This is a genomic window from Acidovorax sp. GW823-FHT05D11 (genome assembly GCF_058795695.1).
Genome location: NZ_CM179502.1, coordinates 388,146 through 403,951 on the forward strand (window position 1 = coordinate 388,146; position 15,806 = coordinate 403,951).

Here is a 15,806-nt window from a genome sequence, read left to right on the forward strand (position 1 = left end):
ACCAGGTAGTAGCCGTTGCGCCACTGCATCCTGGGCGAAGTCCGCTGGCAGCGAAACGGCCCAGGTCAGGTATTGCCCACGTACGGATTGCTCTGGCGCTCCCGCCCGAACGTGCTCTCGGGGCCGTGGCCGGGAATGAACACCGTCTGATCTCCCATCGGCCACAGGCGCTGCGTGATGCTGTCGATGAGCTGCTGGTGGTTGCCCTGCGGGAAGTCCGTGCGGCCGATGCTGCCTGCGAACAGCACGTCGCCCACAAACGCGCGGTCGATCTGCGGCGCGTGGAACACCACATGCCCCGGCGTGTGCCCCGGGCAGTGGCGCACGTTCAGCGTCTCGTTGCCGATCTGCACCTGGTCGCCATCGTGCAGCCAGCGCGTGGGTGTGAAGTGCTGCGCGGGCGGAAAACCAAACATCGCGCTCTGCTGCGGCAGGCCGTCGATCCAGAACTGGTCGCCCGGGTGGGGGCCCACGATGGGCAGCGAAAGCCGCTGGGCCAGCTCGCCCGTGCCGCCGGCGTGGTCGATGTGGGCGTGGGTGAGCCAGATCTGTTCGAGCGTGAGGTTAAGACGTTTTATTTCAGCGAGCAGCACCTCCAGGTCGCCGCCGGGGTCGATCACGGCGGCTTTGTGGGTGGCGTCGCACCAGACGAGGGAGCAGTTTTGCTGGAACGCGGTGACGGGGATGGTGAGGTAGTGGAGCATGGTGGGTGAGGTGGTGGTGGGTATTTTTGCAGGCCGTGGCGCACGGCAGTCGGGAGAGGCTCAAGCCCGCGCCAGCCGATCGACAAGGAAATCCACCAGCACCCGCGCGCGCAGCGGCATGTGCCGGTTGGCGGGGTACAGCAGCGAAAACGGGCGGGAGGCACCGGCATGTGCGGGCAGCACCTCCCGCAAGGCGCCGCTGTGCAGATCGGCCTCCACAATGAACCGGTAGGTCTGCAGCAGCCCCGCGCCGGCACGCGCCAGGGTCACGGGGCCCAGGATGTCGTCGGCGCAGCGCAGGCGGCCTTGGGTGGGCACCTCCACATTGCGCCCGGCCGCGTCGCGCAGTATCCATGGCACCGCCTGGCCGCTGCTGGGCAGCACGAACTGGATGCACTCGTGCGCCGCCAGGTCGGCCGTTTCGTGCGGCGTGCCGCGACGCGACAGATACGCCGGGGCGGCGACCACCACCAGGGCGGCGTCCTCCAGCTTGCGCGCCACCAGCCCCGACTCGATGGGCGCGCGACCGCGCACGGCCAGGTCAAAGCCTTCCTCGGTGAAGTCCACGTTGCGGTTGCTCAACTGCAGCTCCAGCTCCACGTCGGGGTAGGCCTGCGCAAATGCGGGCAGCAGCGGCAGGATGCGGCAGTGCCCGTAGGACGTGGGCAGGCTGAAGCGGACCAGGCCTGCCGGGCTTTGCTGCTGGCCTGACAGTTCGCGCTCCGCCTCGGCCAGCTGCCCCAGCGCCTGGCGGCATTGCTCGTAGTAGCGCTTGCCAGCGTCGGTCAGCCGCACCTGGCGTGTCGTGCGCTGGAACAGGCGCACGCCCAGGCGCGCCTCCATGCGTGCCACGGATCGGCTCACCGCCGCCGCCGTCAGCCCGGCCGCCTGGGCGGCGGCCGTGAAGCTTTGCCACTGCGCGGTCAGGCAGAACAGCTCGATGCTGCCCAGCTTCAGGTCGTCGAATTGGCGCGCCATGTCTTGTTTATTACTTCATGTAATCAGTGAAATTACTGGTGCCTAGTTTATTGCTGTTTACATCGCCAATACCATCGCTTCACCTTTCCACCACGCCCCCAAGGCCTCCCCATGAAGCTGTACTTTTCCCCCGCCGCCTGCTCCTTGTCGCCCCACATCCTGCTGCTGGAATGTGGCTTGCCGTTTGCGCTGGAGAAGGTCGATACCGCGCGCCACCAGACGGCCGACGGACAGGATTTCCATGGGATCAACCCCAAAGGCCAGGTGCCCGTGCTGGAGCTGGACGACGGCTCCCGCCTCACCGAAGGCCCGGTCATTGCGCAATACATCGCCGACCAGGCCCAGGCCACGCAACTGATGCCGGCCGCCGGCACGCGGGCGCGCTACCGGGTGATGGAGTGGCAGAACTACGTCAGCACCGAGCTGCACAAGTCCTTCACGCCCCTGTTCCACGCCGGGCTGGACGACAACGCCAAGGCCGCGCTGGCCGCCCTGCTGCGCAAGAAGATGGAGTGGCTGGACGCGCAACTGCAGGACGGCAACTACCTGACGGGCGAGCACTTCACGGCGGCCGACGCTTATCTTTTTGTGGTGCTGGGCTGGACCAAGTTCGTGAAGCTGGACATCAGCGACCTGGCCCATCTGCAGGCGTTCATGCGCCGCGTGGCCGCGCGCCCCGCCGTGCAGGCCGCGATGCGGGCCGAAGGGTTGCTGGGCTGAGACGCCGTTCATTCATCCATCCACAAGGAACACGCCATGCCTTACATCAACATCAAAGTGACGCGCGAAGGGGTCAGCAGTGCGCAAAAGGCCGCACTGATCCAGGGTGCGACCGATTTGCTGGTGCGCGTTCTGAACAAGGAGCCCGCCACCACCTTTGTCGTGATCGACGAGGTCGAGACCGACAACTGGGGTGTGGCCGGTGAGACGGTGACCGTGCGGCGCCAGCGTGCCCGGGTGGCCGCCGCAGGGAATGCGCCATGAGTGACCCGCGCTTCGACGCAGTCGCCGCCGTGCTGCAGGAATATTTCGACGGCCTGTGCCACAGCGATACACAGCGCCTGCGCCGCGTGTTCCACCCGCAGGCGGTCTATGCCTGCGCCACGACCGAGCCTGCGGTGATCCTGCGCATGGAGGCGTATTTCCCCATCGTGGACCAGCGCCCCTCGCCCGCCAGCCGGGGCGAGACGGTGCAGGAGCGCATCCTGTCGATTGAATTTGCCGGGCCGGTGACGGCCCTGGCCAAGGTCGAATGCGCCATCCTGCCCAAGCACTTCACCGACCTGCTGACCCTGATCCATGTGGACGGGCGCTGGCAGATCATTGCCAAGGTGTTTCACCACGAGCTGGATCGCTGAGGCGGCGGTGCGCGCAAGCCGGTGGGCGAGTTCCTCCTTTCGGAAGGACTCATTTATTGATAGCTGCTGGCGCTTTCCAGATAAGCGCTAGAGCCCATTTTTGCTAAAAAACCGGCGGCAGGCACCACCGGCGGTGTGCCCGCCTCACAGGTTGGTCGCCGCGACCACTTCCGACATGTCGGTCAACCCCTGCAGCACCTTCTCGATGCCGTCCTGGCGCAGCGTCAGCATGCCCGCGGCCAGTGCCGAATGGCGGATGTCCGACGCGGGGGCGCGGTGGCGGATGTGCTGGCGAATGGTCTCGTCGCTCAGCATCAGCTCATGGATGCCCAGGCGGCCGTGGTAGCCATGGCCTTCGCATTGCGTGCAGCCCACATGGCGCCACAGGCGCAGCTCGCCCTGTGCGCCACCGTGCTGCTGGCGCCAGCGCGCCACCTGTGCCGCGCGGGCCTCGGGGGTGTTGTGGGTGCCGCTGTCCAGGTACTGCGATGCCAGGCCCAGCAGCGTGTCGTGGTCGGCCACACGCGGCGCGCGGCAGGCCGTGCACAGGCGGCGCACCAGGCGCTGGGCCAGGATGGCGAGCAGCGAATCGGAGAAGTTGAACGGGTCCAGGCCCATCTCCAGCAGCCGCGCAATGCTCTCGGGCGCCGAGTTGGTGTGCAGGGTGGACAGCACCAGGTGCCCCGTCAGCGAAGCCTCGATGGCGATGCGCGCGGTTTCCTCGTCGCGCATCTCGCCGATCATGATCACGTCCGGGTCGGCGCGCAAAAAGGTGCGCATGGCGGCGGCAAAGGTCCAGCCGATGCGCGGGTTCACCTGCACCTGGCGCAGCCCTTCCTGGGTGATCTCGATGGGGTCTTCGGCCGTCCAGATCTTGCGGCCGGCGGTGTTGATGTCGCGCACCACCGAGTGCAATGTGGTCGTCTTGCCGCAGCCCGTGGGGCCGCACACCAGCACCAAGCCATAGCTTTTCTGCACCACCGCCCGCAGGGCCTGCAGGTTGGGCGGGCTCAGGCCGATGTTCTCCAGAGGCAGCGGCTTGGCGCCCGCCAGCAGGCGCAGCACCACGTCCTCCAGCCCGCGCGAGGTGGGCACGGTGACCACGCGCAGCTCCACCGGCGGGCCGCCGAAGCGGGCGAAGTCGATCTTGCCGTCCTGGGGCTTGCGGTGCTCGGAGATGTCCATGCCCGCCATGATCTTGATGCGCGCCACCATCGCGAAGCGGTAGCGCGCGGGCAGCTCCAGGTAGGGCGTGAGGTCGCCGTCGATGCGCAGGCGGATGCGCACGTTCTGCGGAGCGGGCTCGGTCTCGATGTGGATGTCGGACGCGCGGTGGTGGATGGCTTCGTCGATCACCGAGTTGATGAGCCGCACCAGGGTGTTGTCCGACTCGCTGATCACGTCGGCCTGCTCGGAGTCCGTGTCCGGGACGGTGCTGCCCAGGTTGGCGGCCAGCTCGCGCGAGGTGGCGCGGGCGGCGGTGGTGGCGTCAGAGGCGCCGCCAGGCTGGGTGCGGTAGGCGCGGTGGATGGCGGGCATCAGCGTGCCTGGCGCGGCCTGCAGCGGAATGAGCCGGCGCTGCGTGAGAAACCGCAGTTCGTCCAGCAGCACGCGATCGAGCGGGTCGGCCATCAGCAGTACCAGCGCATCCTCGCGGGCGATCAGCGGCAGCACGGATTCACGTTCGGCCATCGCCCGGGGCACCAGGGCCAGGGCCGCCGCCTCGGGCGTGATGTCGCCGGGGTGCACGGTGTACTCGCCCAGCCACGCGGCAATGACCTGGCGCAACTGCTCCTGGGTCAGGACGCCATCCTCCACCAGAATCTGTCCGATCAGCCGGTGCTGCCCGCCGCTGCGCTCCTGCTGCTGGGTCTGCAGGCCGTCTTGCAGGGCCGAGGGTGACACCATGCCGGCATGGATCAGCGCCTCGCCCAGGTGCCGCGCTTTGCCGACGGTGGGGTGGGGAGTGGAGAGCTGCTTCCACAAGGATTCCGCGTTGACGGGGCGAAAACCATGGGGCGGGGGGGCGGTGGAGGCAGCGGTGTCGGGCATCAATGGTCAGAGGCGGGCATCGTCAAAGGCTGAAGTCATAGTCCACCGTGATGGGCGCGTGGTCCGAGAATTTCTCACCTTTGTAGATGGATTCAGCACGTGCCAGCGCCGCGATCGCGGGGGTGGCAAGGTGGTAATCCAGCCGCCAGCCCACGTTGTTGGCATACGCCTGCCCCCGGTTGCTCCACCACGTGTAGGCGGTGTCGGTGGCGGTAGGTTGTAACTGGCGGTAAACGTCTATGATGCCGCCGCCTTCATCAGTTGTGTGCAACAACTTTGTCATCCAGGCCCGCTCTTCGGGCAAAAAACCACTGTTTTTCTGGTTGCTGCGCCAGTTTTTGAGGTCGATTTGCTGGTGCGCAATGTTGATGTCGCCGCACAGGATGAAGTCGCGTTCGCCCTTGACTTTCATCAGATGGGGATGGAACTCGGCGAGGAAGCGGAACTTGGCCAGCTGGCGTTCCTCGCCGGACGAGCCGCTGGGAAAATAGGCGCTGATGATGGACAGCTTGCGGGCCGGCGTGTCAAAGCGCAGTTCCACGTAGCGGCCTTCTGTATCGAACTCTGGCGACCCATAGCCAATGACTACATCAGAGGGTTCATGCCGGGTATAGATGCCCACGCCGGAATAGCCCTTTTTCTGGGCAAAGTGGAAGTGACCCTGCAGGCCGGCCAGGCGCTCGAAGCGGTTGGCCATGTCGGCCGCCTGGGCCTTCACTTCCTGCACGCAAATACAATCCGGCCGCGTGGCTGCCATCCAGCTTTCCACGCCTTTGCTGGTGGCCGAGCGGATGCCATTGAGATTGAGGCTGGTTAACTTGAACAAGGATTTCCCCATGGTGGATGTTGGCGCGCAAACCTCAGAGCAGGGCCAGCTCGCGCAGGATTTTGTACGGTTTGCCGTCGAATCAGGCGTGCTGCGGTTCGGTGAATTCAAGACCAAGGCGGGGCGCCTGAGCCCCTACTTCTTCAATGCAGGGTTGTTCGACGACGGCCGCAAGATGGGACGGCTGGCGGAATTCTATGCAAAAGCCCTGCTGGCCAGCGGCATCGAATTCGACATGGTTTTTGGCCCGGCCTACAAGGGCATTCCCCTGGCGGCCACGGTCGCGGTGGAGCTGGCCCGGCTGGGGCGCAACGTGCCTTTTGCCTACAACCGCAAGGAGGCCAAGGACCACGGCGAGGGCGGCACGCTCGTGGGCGCCCCGCTCAAGGGGCGGGTGCTGATCGTGGACGACGTCATGTCGGCCGGGACCGCCGCCCGCGAATCGATCGCCATCATCCGCGCCGCGGGCGCCACGCCCCACGCGGTGGCCATAGCGCTGGACCGGCAGGAAAAAGCCACGGAGAATGGCCAGGATGTGGACCACAGCGCGGTGCAGTACGTTCGCGGGCAACTGGGCATGCAGGTGTGCGCCATTGCCCGACTGGCAGACTTATTGCTGTACCTCTCGCACAACGGGGAAGAGGGGATGCGCTCCCATCATGAGAAAGTGCTGGCCTACCGCCAGCGGTATGGCGTCAACGAAGGGTAGATGATTTGAGCAAGTCGGCGTGGATCATGGGCGGTGTTCTGCTGGTCACCCTGGGCGCTGAGCTGGCCTCGGCACAGCCCCAGGGTGCGCCCGGCAGCATCTATACCTGTGTGGACCGCAGTGGGCGCCGGCTGACGGCCGACCGGCCCATTCCCGAATGCCTGGACCGGGAGCAGCGCGAGCTGAGCCCCTCGGGCATCACGCGCCGGCAGATCGGGCCGTCGCTCACCGAGCTGGAGCGTGCGGCCCAGGACGCCCAGAACCGCAAGGATGCCGAGGAGCGGGCCCGCGTGGTGGAGGAGCGCCGGCGCGAACGCGTGCTGGTGACGCGCTACCCCGACAAGGCGGCCCACGATGTGGAGCGCGCGGCCGCGATCCAGCTGGTGGACGATGTGACCGCCACCGCCGAAAAGCGCATTGCCGAGCTGAAAGCGGAGCGCAAGAAGCTGGATGTGGAAATGGAGTTCTACAAGAAGGACCCCAACAAGGCACCCATGACGCTGCGCCGCAAGATCGGTGAAGTCGATGACAGCGTTGCCGAGCAGCAGCGGTTCATTGCCGGCCAGGACCAGGAAAAGCGGCGCGTGCACGCGCGGTTCGATGCGGAGCTGGCCCATCTGCGCAAGCTGTGGGACGCGCAGCGTGTGCCTCCCGCCATGGGCTCGGCCAGTGCCGTTCCCCCCGTTGGCGCACCGGCGGCGCGCGTGCCCTAGGGCCGGGCTGGGGAAGTAAAAACAAAAGGGGCCCTGCGGCCCCTTTTGTTTTTTTACTGTGCCTTTGCCCCGCAGGGCAGGCCGGTCAGGCGTCAGCTGCCCAGCTTTGCGCGCAGCAGATCATTGACCTGCTGCGGGTTGGCCTTGCCCTTGCTGGCTTTCATGATCTGGCCGACCAGCGCATTGAACGCCTTGTCCTTGCCCGCGCGGAACTGGGCTACGTTGTCGGGGTTGGCGGCGATGACTTCGTCGATGATTTTCTCCAGCGCGCCGGAGTCGTTCATAGGCGCCAGATCTCTGGCCTTCACCAATTCGCCGATTTGTTCGGCGAGATTGTCGAAAGATTTGAACTCCGCTTCCAACAGTGCTTTGAACAGGGCTTTTGGGTTGGAGACCTTCTGATTAAACACAAAGTGGACGTGCATGCCCAAAAGCTCAGGGCCTATCGGCGATTGCGTGATGTCCAAACCTCGCGAGTTCAGCGTGGCGCTCAGCTCACCCAACATCCAGTTGGCGACCATTTTGGCGAGCGGTTTCTCCTGCTCCTTGGGCCCGGCCAATTTCACCGAGTCTTCAAAGTAGGACGCCATGGCCTGACTTTGCGTGAGCGTCGTGGCGTCGTACTCGGGCAGGCCGTAGTCGGCCACGAAGCGCGCGGCCATGGTGCGGGGCAATTCGGCCATCAGCGCCCGCTGTTCCTGCACCCATTGCTCCGAAATGTGCAGCGGCGGCAGGTCCGGGTCGGGGAAGTAGCGGTAGTCCGCCGCGTCCTCCTTGGTCCGCATTGCACGCGTTTCGCCCGTGTCCGGGTCGAACAGCACGGTGGCCTGCTGGATGGCGTGGCCGTCCTCGATCTGGTCGATCTGCCAGCGGATCTCGTAGTCGATCGCCTGCTGCATGAACTTGAACGAGTTCAGGTTCTTGATCTCGCGGCGCGTGCCCAGCGGCCCGCCGGGCTTGCGCACGGACACGTTGGCGTCGCAGCGGAAGCTGCCCTCCTGCATGTTGCCGTCGCAGATGCCGATCCAGGTCACGATCTTGTGCAGCTCTTTCGCATAGGCCACGGCTTCGTCGGACGAGCGCATGTCGGGCTCGGTCACGATCTCCAGCAGGGGCGTTCCGGCGCGGTTCAGGTCAATGCCGCTTTGGCCGACGAAGTCTTCGTGCAGGGACTTGCCCGCATCCTCTTCCAGATGGGCGCGGACCAGGCGCACGGTTTTCTTTTCGTCGCCGAGGAAAAATTCCACCTCGCCGCCCTGCACCACCGGGATCTCGAACTGGCTGATCTGGTAGCCCTTGGGTAGGTCGGGGTAGAAGTAGTTTTTACGGGCAAAAATACTCACTGGCGCAATGTGGGAACCGAGGGCCAGTCCTAATTTGATAGCGCAGGCCACCGCCTCGCGGTTCATCACGGGGAGCGTGCCGGGCAGGGCCAGGTCCACCGCGCAGGCCTGGGTGTTGGGCTCGGCGCCGAAGGCGGTGGGCGCGCGGCTGAAGATCTTGCTCTGCGTGGCAAGCTGGGTGTGGGTTTCGAAGCCGATGACGACTTCATAACCGTGGATCAATTTGCTGGTCGTCGTCATGTCACAGGCCTCCGGGTTGGCGGAGGTGGAAGTCGGTGGCTTGCTGCAGGCGGTGCGCAGCGTTCAGAAGGCGGGCTTCCTGGAAGTAGTTGCCGATGAGCTGCAGGCCCACCGGCATGCCGCCTTCGCCAAAGCCGGCGGGCACGCTCATGCCCGGCAGGCCGGCCAGCGAGCCGGGCAGGGTGAAGATGTCGGCCAGGTAGTCGGCCAGCGGGTCGTTGCCGTGTTCGCCCAGCTTCCAGGCCACGGTGGGGGCCACCGGCCCGGCGATGAGGTCGCAGCTCTTGAACGCGTTCTGGAAGTCGTCGGCGATCATGCGGCGGATCTTCTGCGCCTGCAGGTAATAGGCGTCGTAGTAGCCGTGACTCAGCACGTAGGCGCCGATCATGATGCGGCGCTTGACCTCGTCGCCAAAACCTTCGGCGCGGGTCTTCTTGTACATGTCCACCAGGTCGGCGTAGTCCTTGGCGCGGTGGCCGAACTTCACGCCGTCGAAGCGGCTGAGGTTGGACGAGGCTTCGGCGGGGGCAATGATGTAGTACACGGGGATGGAGAGCTCGGTGCGCGGCAGGCTGATGGGCACGAGCTTGGCGCCAAGCTTTTCGTATTCCTTCAGGGCGCCGTCGACCGCGGCGCGCACGTCGGGCGCCAGGCCCTCGCCAAAGAACTCGGCGGGGATGCCGATGCGCAGGCCGTCGATGCTGCCGTTCAGGTGGGCGCTGAAGTTTTCGGCTGGCACATCGAGGCTGGTCGAATCGCGGTCCGGGTCGGGGCCGCACATGGCGGACAGCAGCAGCGCGCAGTCTTCGGCGCTGCGGGCCATGGGGCCGGCCTGGTCCAGGCTGGAGGCGAATGCGATCATGCCGTAGCGGCTGGCGCGGCCATAGGTGGGCTTGATGCCGGTGATGCCACAGAACGATGCGGGCTGGCGGATGGATCCGCCGGTGTCGGTGCCGGTGACGGCAGGGGCCAGGCGCGCGGCCACGGCCACGGCGCTGCCGCCCGAGGAGCCGCCGGGGATGCGGTGGGTGTCCCAGGGGTTGCGCACGGGCGCGGGGGCGTCGAAGCCCACGGGCGCCACGGCCGAGTTTTCATTGGACGAACCCATCGCGAACTCGTCGCAGTTGAGCTTGCCCAGGGTGACGGCGCCCGCGTCGGCCAGGCGGGTGACCACAGTGGCGTCGAACGGAGACTGGTAGCCCGCGAGCATCCTGGAGCCTGCGGTGCTGGGGAAGTCGCGCGTGACGAAGATGTCCTTGTGGGCGATCGGCACGCCTTCCAGCGCGCCCGCCGTGCCGGCGGCAAGGCGGGCGTCAGCGGCCTGCGCCTGCGCCAGGGTGGCGTCTTCGTTCAGGGCCACGTAGGCGCCCAGGTTCTGGTGCGCCTTGGCGCGGGCCAGGAAATGCCGGGCGGCTTCGACGGCGGAGAATTGCTTGTCGCGCAGGCCGGAGGCCAGCTCGGAAACGCCCAGGTCGTGCAGGGCTTTGGTCGTTGTCGTGCTCATGCGCGCCTCACTCGATCACTTTGGGGACGAGGAACAGGCCACGCTCCACGGCGGGGGCGCTCTTCTGGTTGGCTTCGCGCTGGTTGGGCTCGCTGGCCACGTCCTCGCGCAGCCGCAGGGCCACGTCCTGGATGGCCGCGACGGGGTGCGCCAGGGGCGTGATGCCCGAGGTATCCACAGCCCGCATCTGTTCCACGATGTCAAAGAAGCCATTGAGCTGGGTCAGCATGCGCTCACTTTCAGAGGGGGTCAGCTCAAGCCGTGCCAAATTGGCGATGCGGCCGATGTCCTGGGGGGTCAGTGCCATAGGGAGGAGAATTGAGGGAAACCAGAAGTAAAGCTGTGATCCGGGCCGCGCCGGAGGGAGTTATTCACAGGGGATGGGGTATTATCCCGGCTTTGCCGCAATACCCTCCTACCTGCCGGTCATTGTGCGAAAAAAGCGATATTTGACCCCGTAAACCCGGCGATGGCAGGCCGACGTGCATGCCGTGCCTGAGAGGATTTTTGAATGTTCGGAGCTTTCCGTCGGTATTTCTCCACCGACCTTGCCATTGACCTTGGCACAGCCAACACCCTCATCTTCGCCCGCGACAAAGGCATTGTGCTCGACGAGCCCTCTGTCGTCGCCATCCGCCACGAAGGCGGGCCCCATGGCAAGAAAGTCATCCAGGCCGTAGGCCACGAGGCCAAGGCCATGCTGGGCAAGGTGCCCGGCAACATCGAAGCCATCCGGCCCATGAAGGACGGCGTGATCGCCGACTTCGTGATCACCGAGCAGATGATCAAGCAGTTCATCAAGATGGTGCACCCGCGCACGCTGTTCACCCCCAGCCCGCGCATCATCATCTGCGTGCCCTGCGGCTCCACCCAGGTCGAGCGGCGCGCCATCAAGGACGCGGCCGAAGCGGCCGGCGCCACGGCGGTGTACCTGATCGAGGAACCCATGGCCGCCGGCATCGGCGCGGGCCTGCCCGTCTCCGAAGCCTCGGGCTCCATGGTCGTGGACATCGGCGGCGGCACCACCGAGGTCGGCGTGATCTCGCTGGGCGGCATGGTCTACAAGGGCAGTGTGCGCGTGGGCGGCGACAAGTTCGACGAAGCCATCATCAGCTACATCCGCCGCAACTACGGCATGCTGATCGGCGAGCCCACCGCAGAAGCCATCAAGAAGAACATCGGCTCGGCCTTCCCCGGCTCCGAAGTGCGCGAGATGGAAGTCAAGGGCCGCAACCTGTCCGAAGGCGTGCCACGCAGCTTCACCATTTCCAGCAATGAAGTGCTCGAAGCCCTGACCGACCCGCTCAACCAGATCGTCTCCGCCGTGAAGAACGCGCTGGAACAAACCCCCCCTGAGCTGGGCGCCGACATCGCCGACCGCGGCATGATGCTGACGGGTGGCGGCGCGCTGCTGCGCGACCTGGACCGCCTGCTGGCCGAGGAAACCGGCCTGCCCGTGCTGGTGGCCGAAGATCCGCTGACCTGCGTGGTGCGCGGCTGCGGCATCGCGCTGGAGCGCATGGACCGCCTGGGCAGCATTTTCACGAGCGAGTAAGCCCCCGGGCCTGTATGCTGCAGGCACTTTTTTTGCGCTCTGAACTGCATGATTGCACCCGCTCCAATGCTTTTTGAGCATGCGTCCGTGGCCCCGGCTCCACGCGACAGATCCTGACCGCTGCGCACGATGCCACTGGGTACCCTCGAGCGCAGCGCTCCGCCTTTCTTCAAACAGGGCCCTTCGGCCCTTTCGCGCCTGGCCGTCTATAGCGCGCTGGCGCTGTTCCTCATGGTGGCCGATGCACGTTTCCAGCTCACGGGGCCGTTCCGCCAGGCGGTTGCCACCGTGCTCTACCCGGTGCAGTGGCTGATGCTCAAGCCGGTGGAGTTCGCAAGCCATGGTTCCGGGTACTTCCAGTCGCTGCAGACCGCGCAGCAGGAACTGGACGCCGCGCGCAAGAAAATGACCGTGATGGGCCAGCGCGCCAACCAGGCGGAGCAGCTGGCCCTGGAGAACGAGCGGCTGCGGCAACTGCTCGCGCTGCGCGGCCGCCTGGAGACGCCCGCGCAGGCCGCCGAGGTGATCTATGACACCGCCGACCCCTACACGCGCCGCGTGGTCATCGACCGGGGGCAGATGGGCGGCGTGGAGATGGGCGCGCCCGTGATGGATGAGGCGGGCGTGCTCGGCCAGGTGACGCGTGTCTTTCCGCTCGTGAGCGAGGTCACGCTGCTGGTGGACCGCGACCAGGCCATTCCGGTCCTCAACATTCGCACGGGTGCGCGGGGTGTCGCCTATGGGGATCCGGTGGCCGGGCATGGCGGCGGCATGGAGCTGCGCTTCATGCCCGCCAACGCCGATGTGCGGGAGGACGATCTGCTGACCACCAGCGGCGTGGATGGCCTGTACCCGTCGGGGCTCCCCGTGGCGCGGGTGGTGCGCGTGGAGCGCAGGGCCGATTCCGCCTTCGCGCGCATCTACTGCGTGCCCCTGGCCCAGGTGCAGGGCGCCCGCCATGTGGTGGTGCTCAAGCCGCTGACCGACAACGAGCTGCCGCGGCCGGAGCCCGCGCACCCGGCGCCAGCGAAACGCGGGGGGCGCAAGGGATGAGGGCATCGCCTGTGCCTGCCATGGCCCTTGTGGGGCCGCGCGTCCTGCGCGATGGCCCGTGGCTGCCGCGGGGAGGTGCGCGATGATCATGCCGCGCGGCGAGCCGCTGCTGCTTCCGGTCAATCCGGTCTTCATCGTCGCCAGCCTCGCTGCGGGGCTGGCCATCAACATGCTGCCGCTGGGCCGCATTGTCTGGACGCCGGATGTCCTGATGGTGCTGCTGGTCTTCTGGGGCGTGCACCAGCCCCTGCGCATTGGCATGGGCGTGGCTTTCGTGCTGGGCCTGTGCATGGATGTGAGCCAGTCGGCGCTGCTGGGCCAGCACGCGCTGTCCTACACCGTGCTGTCGTTTGGCGCCATCGCCATCCACCGCCGCCTGCTGTGGTTCAGCGTGCCGTCGCAGGCCCTGCAGGTGCTTCCCCTGTTCGCTCTGGCCCATGCCATCGAGCTCTTGCTGCGGATGGCGTCCGGGGGCATATTCCCGGGCCTGTGGAGCTTTCTGGCGCCGGTGCTCGAAGCCCTGCTCTGGCCGCTGGCCAGCTGGGTGCTGCTGGCGCCGCAGCGCCGGCCTCCCGACCGCGACCAGAACCGGCCTCTGTAGCCATGAAGCAACCTCCTGAGCGCCCGCGCCGCATCCCCCTTGTCCCGCAGCGCTGCGGGCCGGGGGACGGGCGCGCGCCGGTTTCAGCGCACGCCTTCGGGGCGTGGCGCGATGGAGCTGCCGCATGACCGAGGTGCGCAGCAGCGAGGCCGATGCCTCGCGCTTTCGCGTGCGGGCGCTGATCGTCGGCGCCCTGGTGTTCTGTGCGTTCTGCCTCATCGCGGCCCGGCTGGTGTTCCTGCAGGTGGTCCGGCACGAAGACCTTGCGGCGCAGGCCGAGAGCAACCGCACGGCGGTGGTGCCCATCGTGCCCAACCGGGGCCTCATCCTGGACCGCAACGGCGTGGTGCTGGCCACCAACTATTCGGCCTATACGCTGGAGATCACGCCCTCGCGGGCGGGAACGCTCGACGACACCATCGACGAGCTGTCCAAGGTGGTGGAGATCCAGAGCCGCGACCGCCGCCGCTTCAAGCGGCTCATGGAAGAGTCGCGCAACTTCGAATCGCTGCCCATCCGCACGCGCCTGACCGACCAGGAAGTGGCCCGCTTCACGGCCCAGCGCTACCGCTTCCCGGGGGTGGACATCAAGGCGCGCCTGTTTCGCAACTACCCGCTGGGCGACGTGGCCAGCCATGCCATCGGCTACATCGGCCGCATCAACCAGAGCGAGAAGGCGCGCATCCAGGATTCCGAGGACGAGGCCAACTACCGGGGCACGGAATACATCGGCAAGCTGGGGATCGAGCAGAGCTTCGAGTCCGCGCTGCACGGCGCCACCGGGGTCGAGCAGATGGAGACCTCGGCGGGCGGGCGGGCGGTGCGCAAGCTCTCCAGCCACGCGGCCACGCCCGGCGACAGCGTGATGCTGTCCATCGACATCAAGCTGCAGAAACTCATCGAGGAGCTGTACGGCACCCGCCGTGGCGCGCTGGTGGCCATCGACCCGCGCAACGGCGAGATCCTGGCCCTGGTCAGCAAGCCCACGTTCGACCCCAATCTTTTCGTCGAAGGCATCGATGTGGAGAACTGGACCGCGCTCAACGAATCCATCGACAAGCCGCTGCTGAACCGGGCCCTGCGGGGTACGTACCCGCCAGGCTCCACCTACAAGCCCTTCATGGCGCTGGCCGCGCTGCAGCTGGGCAAGCGCTCGCCCAGCCTGGTGGTGAACGATCCGGGGTACTACACCTTCGGCGGCCACACCTTCCGCAGCCACGAGGGCGGGCTGGGCGGTGTGGACATGCACCGCGCCATCCAGCAGTCGAGCAACACCTACTTCTACTCGCTGGCGGTGGACATGGGCGTCGATGCCATCCATGACTTCATGAAGCCGCTGGGCTTTGGGCAGTCCACCGGCATCGACCTCAATGGCGAAGTGCGGGGCACGCTGCCCAGCACGGAGTGGAAACGCAATGCCTACAAGCGCCCGGACATGAAGCGCTGGTTTCCCGGCGAGACCGTGTCCCTGGGCATCGGCCAGGGCTACAACAACTTCACCATGCTGCAGCTCGCGCTGGCGCAGGGCACGCTGGCCAACGGCGGCATCCGCTACCGGCCGCACATGGCCAAGGCCGTGAAGAACGCGGTCACGGGCGTCGTCACCGAGATCGTGCAGCCGCCCGGCGAAGACCTGGGGTATCTGCCCCGGAACGTGGACATCGTGCGCAATGCCATGGTCGCCGTGAACAAGGGCGGCACCGGCACGCGCGTGTTTGCCGGGGCGCCGTACACCTCCGGCGGCAAGACCGGCACGGCGCAGGCGGTGACCATGGGCCAGAACGTGAAGTACAACGCGAAGGCGCTGGAAGAGCACCAGCGCGACCACTCGCTGTATGCGGCGTTCGCCCCGGCAGAGCAGCCCACGATAGCGCTGGCGCTGATTGTCGAGAACGCCGGGTTTGGCGCGGCCCATGCGGCGCCCATCGCGCGCCGCGTATTCGACTACTGGCTGATGGGGGACTACCCGAGCGAGGAAGACATCGCGGCGGTGCAAAAGGGCCAGGCCGGCGCTCCCATTGGCAAGCCGCGCAAGGCGGCGGATGTGCCCGTGGCGGCGCCTTGATATAAAAACAATAGCTGTTAGCGCAATACAGATAGGCGCTGGAGCCCAATCCGGCATCGAATCGCGGTGCCGGCCATTCTTGAAATGAACCCGGTGCCTGCGCTG

General features: G+C 66.5%; 16 protein-coding genes. 9 read left to right on the plus strand and 7 right to left on the minus strand.

What is annotated here, in order from left to right:
* Positions 1–65: 65 nt before the first annotated feature.
* On the minus strand, positions 66–704 hold the full coding sequence (locus AC3RCE_RS01785) for an MBL fold metallo-hydrolase (RefSeq protein ID WP_492254390.1): 639 nt from the start codon (positions 702–704) through the stop codon (positions 66–68).
* A 60-nt stretch (positions 705–764) separates the two neighbouring features.
* Positions 765–1,682: a LysR family transcriptional regulator gene (locus tag AC3RCE_RS01790; RefSeq protein WP_492254391.1), complete on the minus strand. Its 918-nt coding sequence runs from the start codon at positions 1,680–1,682 to the stop codon at positions 765–767.
* A gap of 111 nt (positions 1,683–1,793) precedes the next feature.
* On the opposite strand from AC3RCE_RS01790, the gene gstA reads away from it, so the two are divergent.
* Genes gstA through AC3RCE_RS01805 form a run of 3 tightly spaced genes read left to right on the plus strand, consistent with a single transcriptional unit; the run spans position 1,794 to position 3,040 of the window.
* A complete protein-coding gene (gene gstA, locus AC3RCE_RS01795; protein WP_492254392.1) occupies positions 1,794–2,402 on the plus strand; it encodes a glutathione transferase GstA in 609 nt (202 codons plus the stop codon).
* 36 nt (positions 2,403–2,438) lie between these two features.
* Positions 2,439–2,666: a tautomerase family protein gene (locus AC3RCE_RS01800; protein WP_218339123.1), complete on the plus strand. Its 228-nt coding sequence runs from the start codon at positions 2,439–2,441 to the stop codon at positions 2,664–2,666.
* Positions 2,663–3,040, plus strand: coding sequence for a nuclear transport factor 2 family protein (locus AC3RCE_RS01805; protein ID WP_492254393.1), 378 nt, complete (start codon positions 2,663–2,665; stop codon positions 3,038–3,040). Before AC3RCE_RS01800 ends, AC3RCE_RS01805 begins: the two co-directional genes overlap by 4 nt.
* A gap of 144 nt (positions 3,041–3,184) precedes the next feature.
* Here AC3RCE_RS01805 and AC3RCE_RS01810 read toward each other — a convergent pair whose 3' ends face one another.
* Both AC3RCE_RS01810 and AC3RCE_RS01815 read right to left on the minus strand, forming a co-directional pair.
* On the minus strand, positions 3,185–5,092 hold the full coding sequence (locus AC3RCE_RS01810; protein WP_492254394.1) for a GspE/PulE family protein: 1,908 nt from the start codon (positions 5,090–5,092) through the stop codon (positions 3,185–3,187).
* A 22-nt stretch (positions 5,093–5,114) separates the two neighbouring features.
* Positions 5,115–5,918 carry an exodeoxyribonuclease III gene (locus AC3RCE_RS01815; protein WP_218296731.1) on the minus strand — a complete coding sequence of 268 codons (804 nt, stop codon included), beginning with the start codon at positions 5,916–5,918 and terminating at the stop codon, positions 5,115–5,117.
* A gap of 10 nt (positions 5,919–5,928) precedes the next feature.
* On the opposite strand from AC3RCE_RS01815, the gene pyrE reads away from it, so the two are divergent.
* Positions 5,929–6,627 (plus strand): orotate phosphoribosyltransferase, encoded by a 699-nt coding sequence (pyrE, locus tag AC3RCE_RS01820; RefSeq protein ID WP_492254395.1) that lies wholly within the window; start codon positions 5,929–5,931, stop codon positions 6,625–6,627.
* Positions 6,628–6,632: 5 nt separating this feature from the next.
* Positions 6,633–7,340 (plus strand): DUF4124 domain-containing protein, encoded by a 708-nt coding sequence (locus AC3RCE_RS01825; RefSeq protein WP_369641132.1) that lies wholly within the window; start codon positions 6,633–6,635, stop codon positions 7,338–7,340.
* Between the two features lie 92 nt (positions 7,341–7,432).
* On the opposite strand, the gene gatB is transcribed toward AC3RCE_RS01825, so the two are convergent.
* Genes gatB through gatC form a run of 3 tightly spaced genes read right to left on the minus strand, consistent with a single transcriptional unit; the run spans position 7,433 to position 10,734 of the window.
* The gene (gene gatB / locus AC3RCE_RS01830; RefSeq protein WP_492254396.1) at positions 7,433–8,923 is read right to left on the minus strand and encodes an Asp-tRNA(Asn)/Glu-tRNA(Gln) amidotransferase subunit GatB; all 1,491 of its coding nucleotides are present in this window, start codon (positions 8,921–8,923) and stop codon (positions 7,433–7,435) included.
* Position 8,924: 1 nt separating this feature from the next.
* Positions 8,925–10,427 carry an Asp-tRNA(Asn)/Glu-tRNA(Gln) amidotransferase subunit GatA gene (gene gatA, locus AC3RCE_RS01835; RefSeq protein ID WP_492254397.1) on the minus strand — a complete coding sequence of 501 codons (1,503 nt, stop codon included), beginning with the start codon at positions 10,425–10,427 and terminating at the stop codon, positions 8,925–8,927.
* Positions 10,428–10,434: 7 nt separating this feature from the next.
* Positions 10,435–10,734 carry an Asp-tRNA(Asn)/Glu-tRNA(Gln) amidotransferase subunit GatC gene (gene gatC, locus AC3RCE_RS01840; RefSeq protein WP_010467054.1) on the minus strand — a complete coding sequence of 100 codons (300 nt, stop codon included), beginning with the start codon at positions 10,732–10,734 and terminating at the stop codon, positions 10,435–10,437.
* Positions 10,735–10,938: 204 nt separating this feature from the next.
* Between gatC and AC3RCE_RS01845 the strand changes: the two genes are divergently transcribed.
* The 4 genes from AC3RCE_RS01845 to mrdA all read left to right on the plus strand — a co-directional run bounded on the left by AC3RCE_RS01845 (position 10,939) and on the right by mrdA (position 15,701).
* Positions 10,939–11,982 carry a rod shape-determining protein gene (locus tag AC3RCE_RS01845; protein WP_008907364.1) on the plus strand — a complete coding sequence of 348 codons (1,044 nt, stop codon included), beginning with the start codon at positions 10,939–10,941 and terminating at the stop codon, positions 11,980–11,982.
* Between the two features lie 129 nt (positions 11,983–12,111).
* Positions 12,112–13,035 carry a rod shape-determining protein MreC gene (gene mreC, locus AC3RCE_RS01850; RefSeq protein WP_492254398.1) on the plus strand — a complete coding sequence of 308 codons (924 nt, stop codon included), beginning with the start codon at positions 12,112–12,114 and terminating at the stop codon, positions 13,033–13,035.
* Between the two features lie 82 nt (positions 13,036–13,117).
* Entirely contained in the window at positions 13,118–13,636 is a 519-nt protein-coding gene (mreD, locus tag AC3RCE_RS01855; protein ID WP_218296670.1) for a rod shape-determining protein MreD, read from the plus strand.
* Between the two features lie 124 nt (positions 13,637–13,760).
* Entirely contained in the window at positions 13,761–15,701 is a 1,941-nt protein-coding gene (gene mrdA / locus AC3RCE_RS01860) for a penicillin-binding protein 2 (RefSeq protein WP_369641136.1), read from the plus strand.
* Positions 15,702–15,806: the final 105 nt, after the last annotated feature.

What these genes read in the sequence shown, in the direction of transcription:
- AC3RCE_RS01785 (WP_492254390.1), bottom strand. Translation starts at nt 704, where the DNA reads ATGCTCCACTACCTCACCATCCCCGTCACCGCGTTCCAGCAAAACTGC.
- AC3RCE_RS01790 (WP_492254391.1), bottom strand. Translation starts at nt 1,682, where the DNA reads ATGGCGCGCCAATTCGACGACCTGAAGCTGGGCAGCATCGAGCTGTTC.
- gstA (WP_492254392.1), top strand. Translation starts at nt 1,794, where the DNA reads ATGAAGCTGTACTTTTCCCCCGCCGCCTGCTCCTTGTCGCCCCACATC.
- AC3RCE_RS01800 (WP_218339123.1), top strand. Translation starts at nt 2,439, where the DNA reads ATGCCTTACATCAACATCAAAGTGACGCGCGAAGGGGTCAGCAGTGCG.
- AC3RCE_RS01805 (WP_492254393.1), top strand. Translation starts at nt 2,663, where the DNA reads ATGAGTGACCCGCGCTTCGACGCAGTCGCCGCCGTGCTGCAGGAATAT.
- AC3RCE_RS01810 (WP_492254394.1), bottom strand. Translation starts at nt 5,092, where the DNA reads ATGCCCGACACCGCTGCCTCCACCGCCCCCCCGCCCCATGGTTTTCGC.
- pyrE (WP_492254395.1), top strand. Translation starts at nt 5,929, where the DNA reads ATGGTGGATGTTGGCGCGCAAACCTCAGAGCAGGGCCAGCTCGCGCAG.
- gatB (WP_492254396.1), bottom strand. Translation starts at nt 8,923, where the DNA reads ATGACGACGACCAGCAAATTGATCCACGGTTATGAAGTCGTCATCGGC.
- gatA (WP_492254397.1), bottom strand. Translation starts at nt 10,427, where the DNA reads ATGAGCACGACAACGACCAAAGCCCTGCACGACCTGGGCGTTTCCGAG.
- gatC (WP_010467054.1), bottom strand. Translation starts at nt 10,734, where the DNA reads ATGGCACTGACCCCCCAGGACATCGGCCGCATCGCCAATTTGGCACGG.
- AC3RCE_RS01845 (WP_008907364.1), top strand. Translation starts at nt 10,939, where the DNA reads ATGTTCGGAGCTTTCCGTCGGTATTTCTCCACCGACCTTGCCATTGAC.
- mreC (WP_492254398.1), top strand. Translation starts at nt 12,112, where the DNA reads ATGCCACTGGGTACCCTCGAGCGCAGCGCTCCGCCTTTCTTCAAACAG.
- mreD (WP_218296670.1), top strand. Translation starts at nt 13,118, where the DNA reads ATGATCATGCCGCGCGGCGAGCCGCTGCTGCTTCCGGTCAATCCGGTC.
- mrdA (WP_369641136.1), top strand. Translation starts at nt 13,761, where the DNA reads ATGACCGAGGTGCGCAGCAGCGAGGCCGATGCCTCGCGCTTTCGCGTG.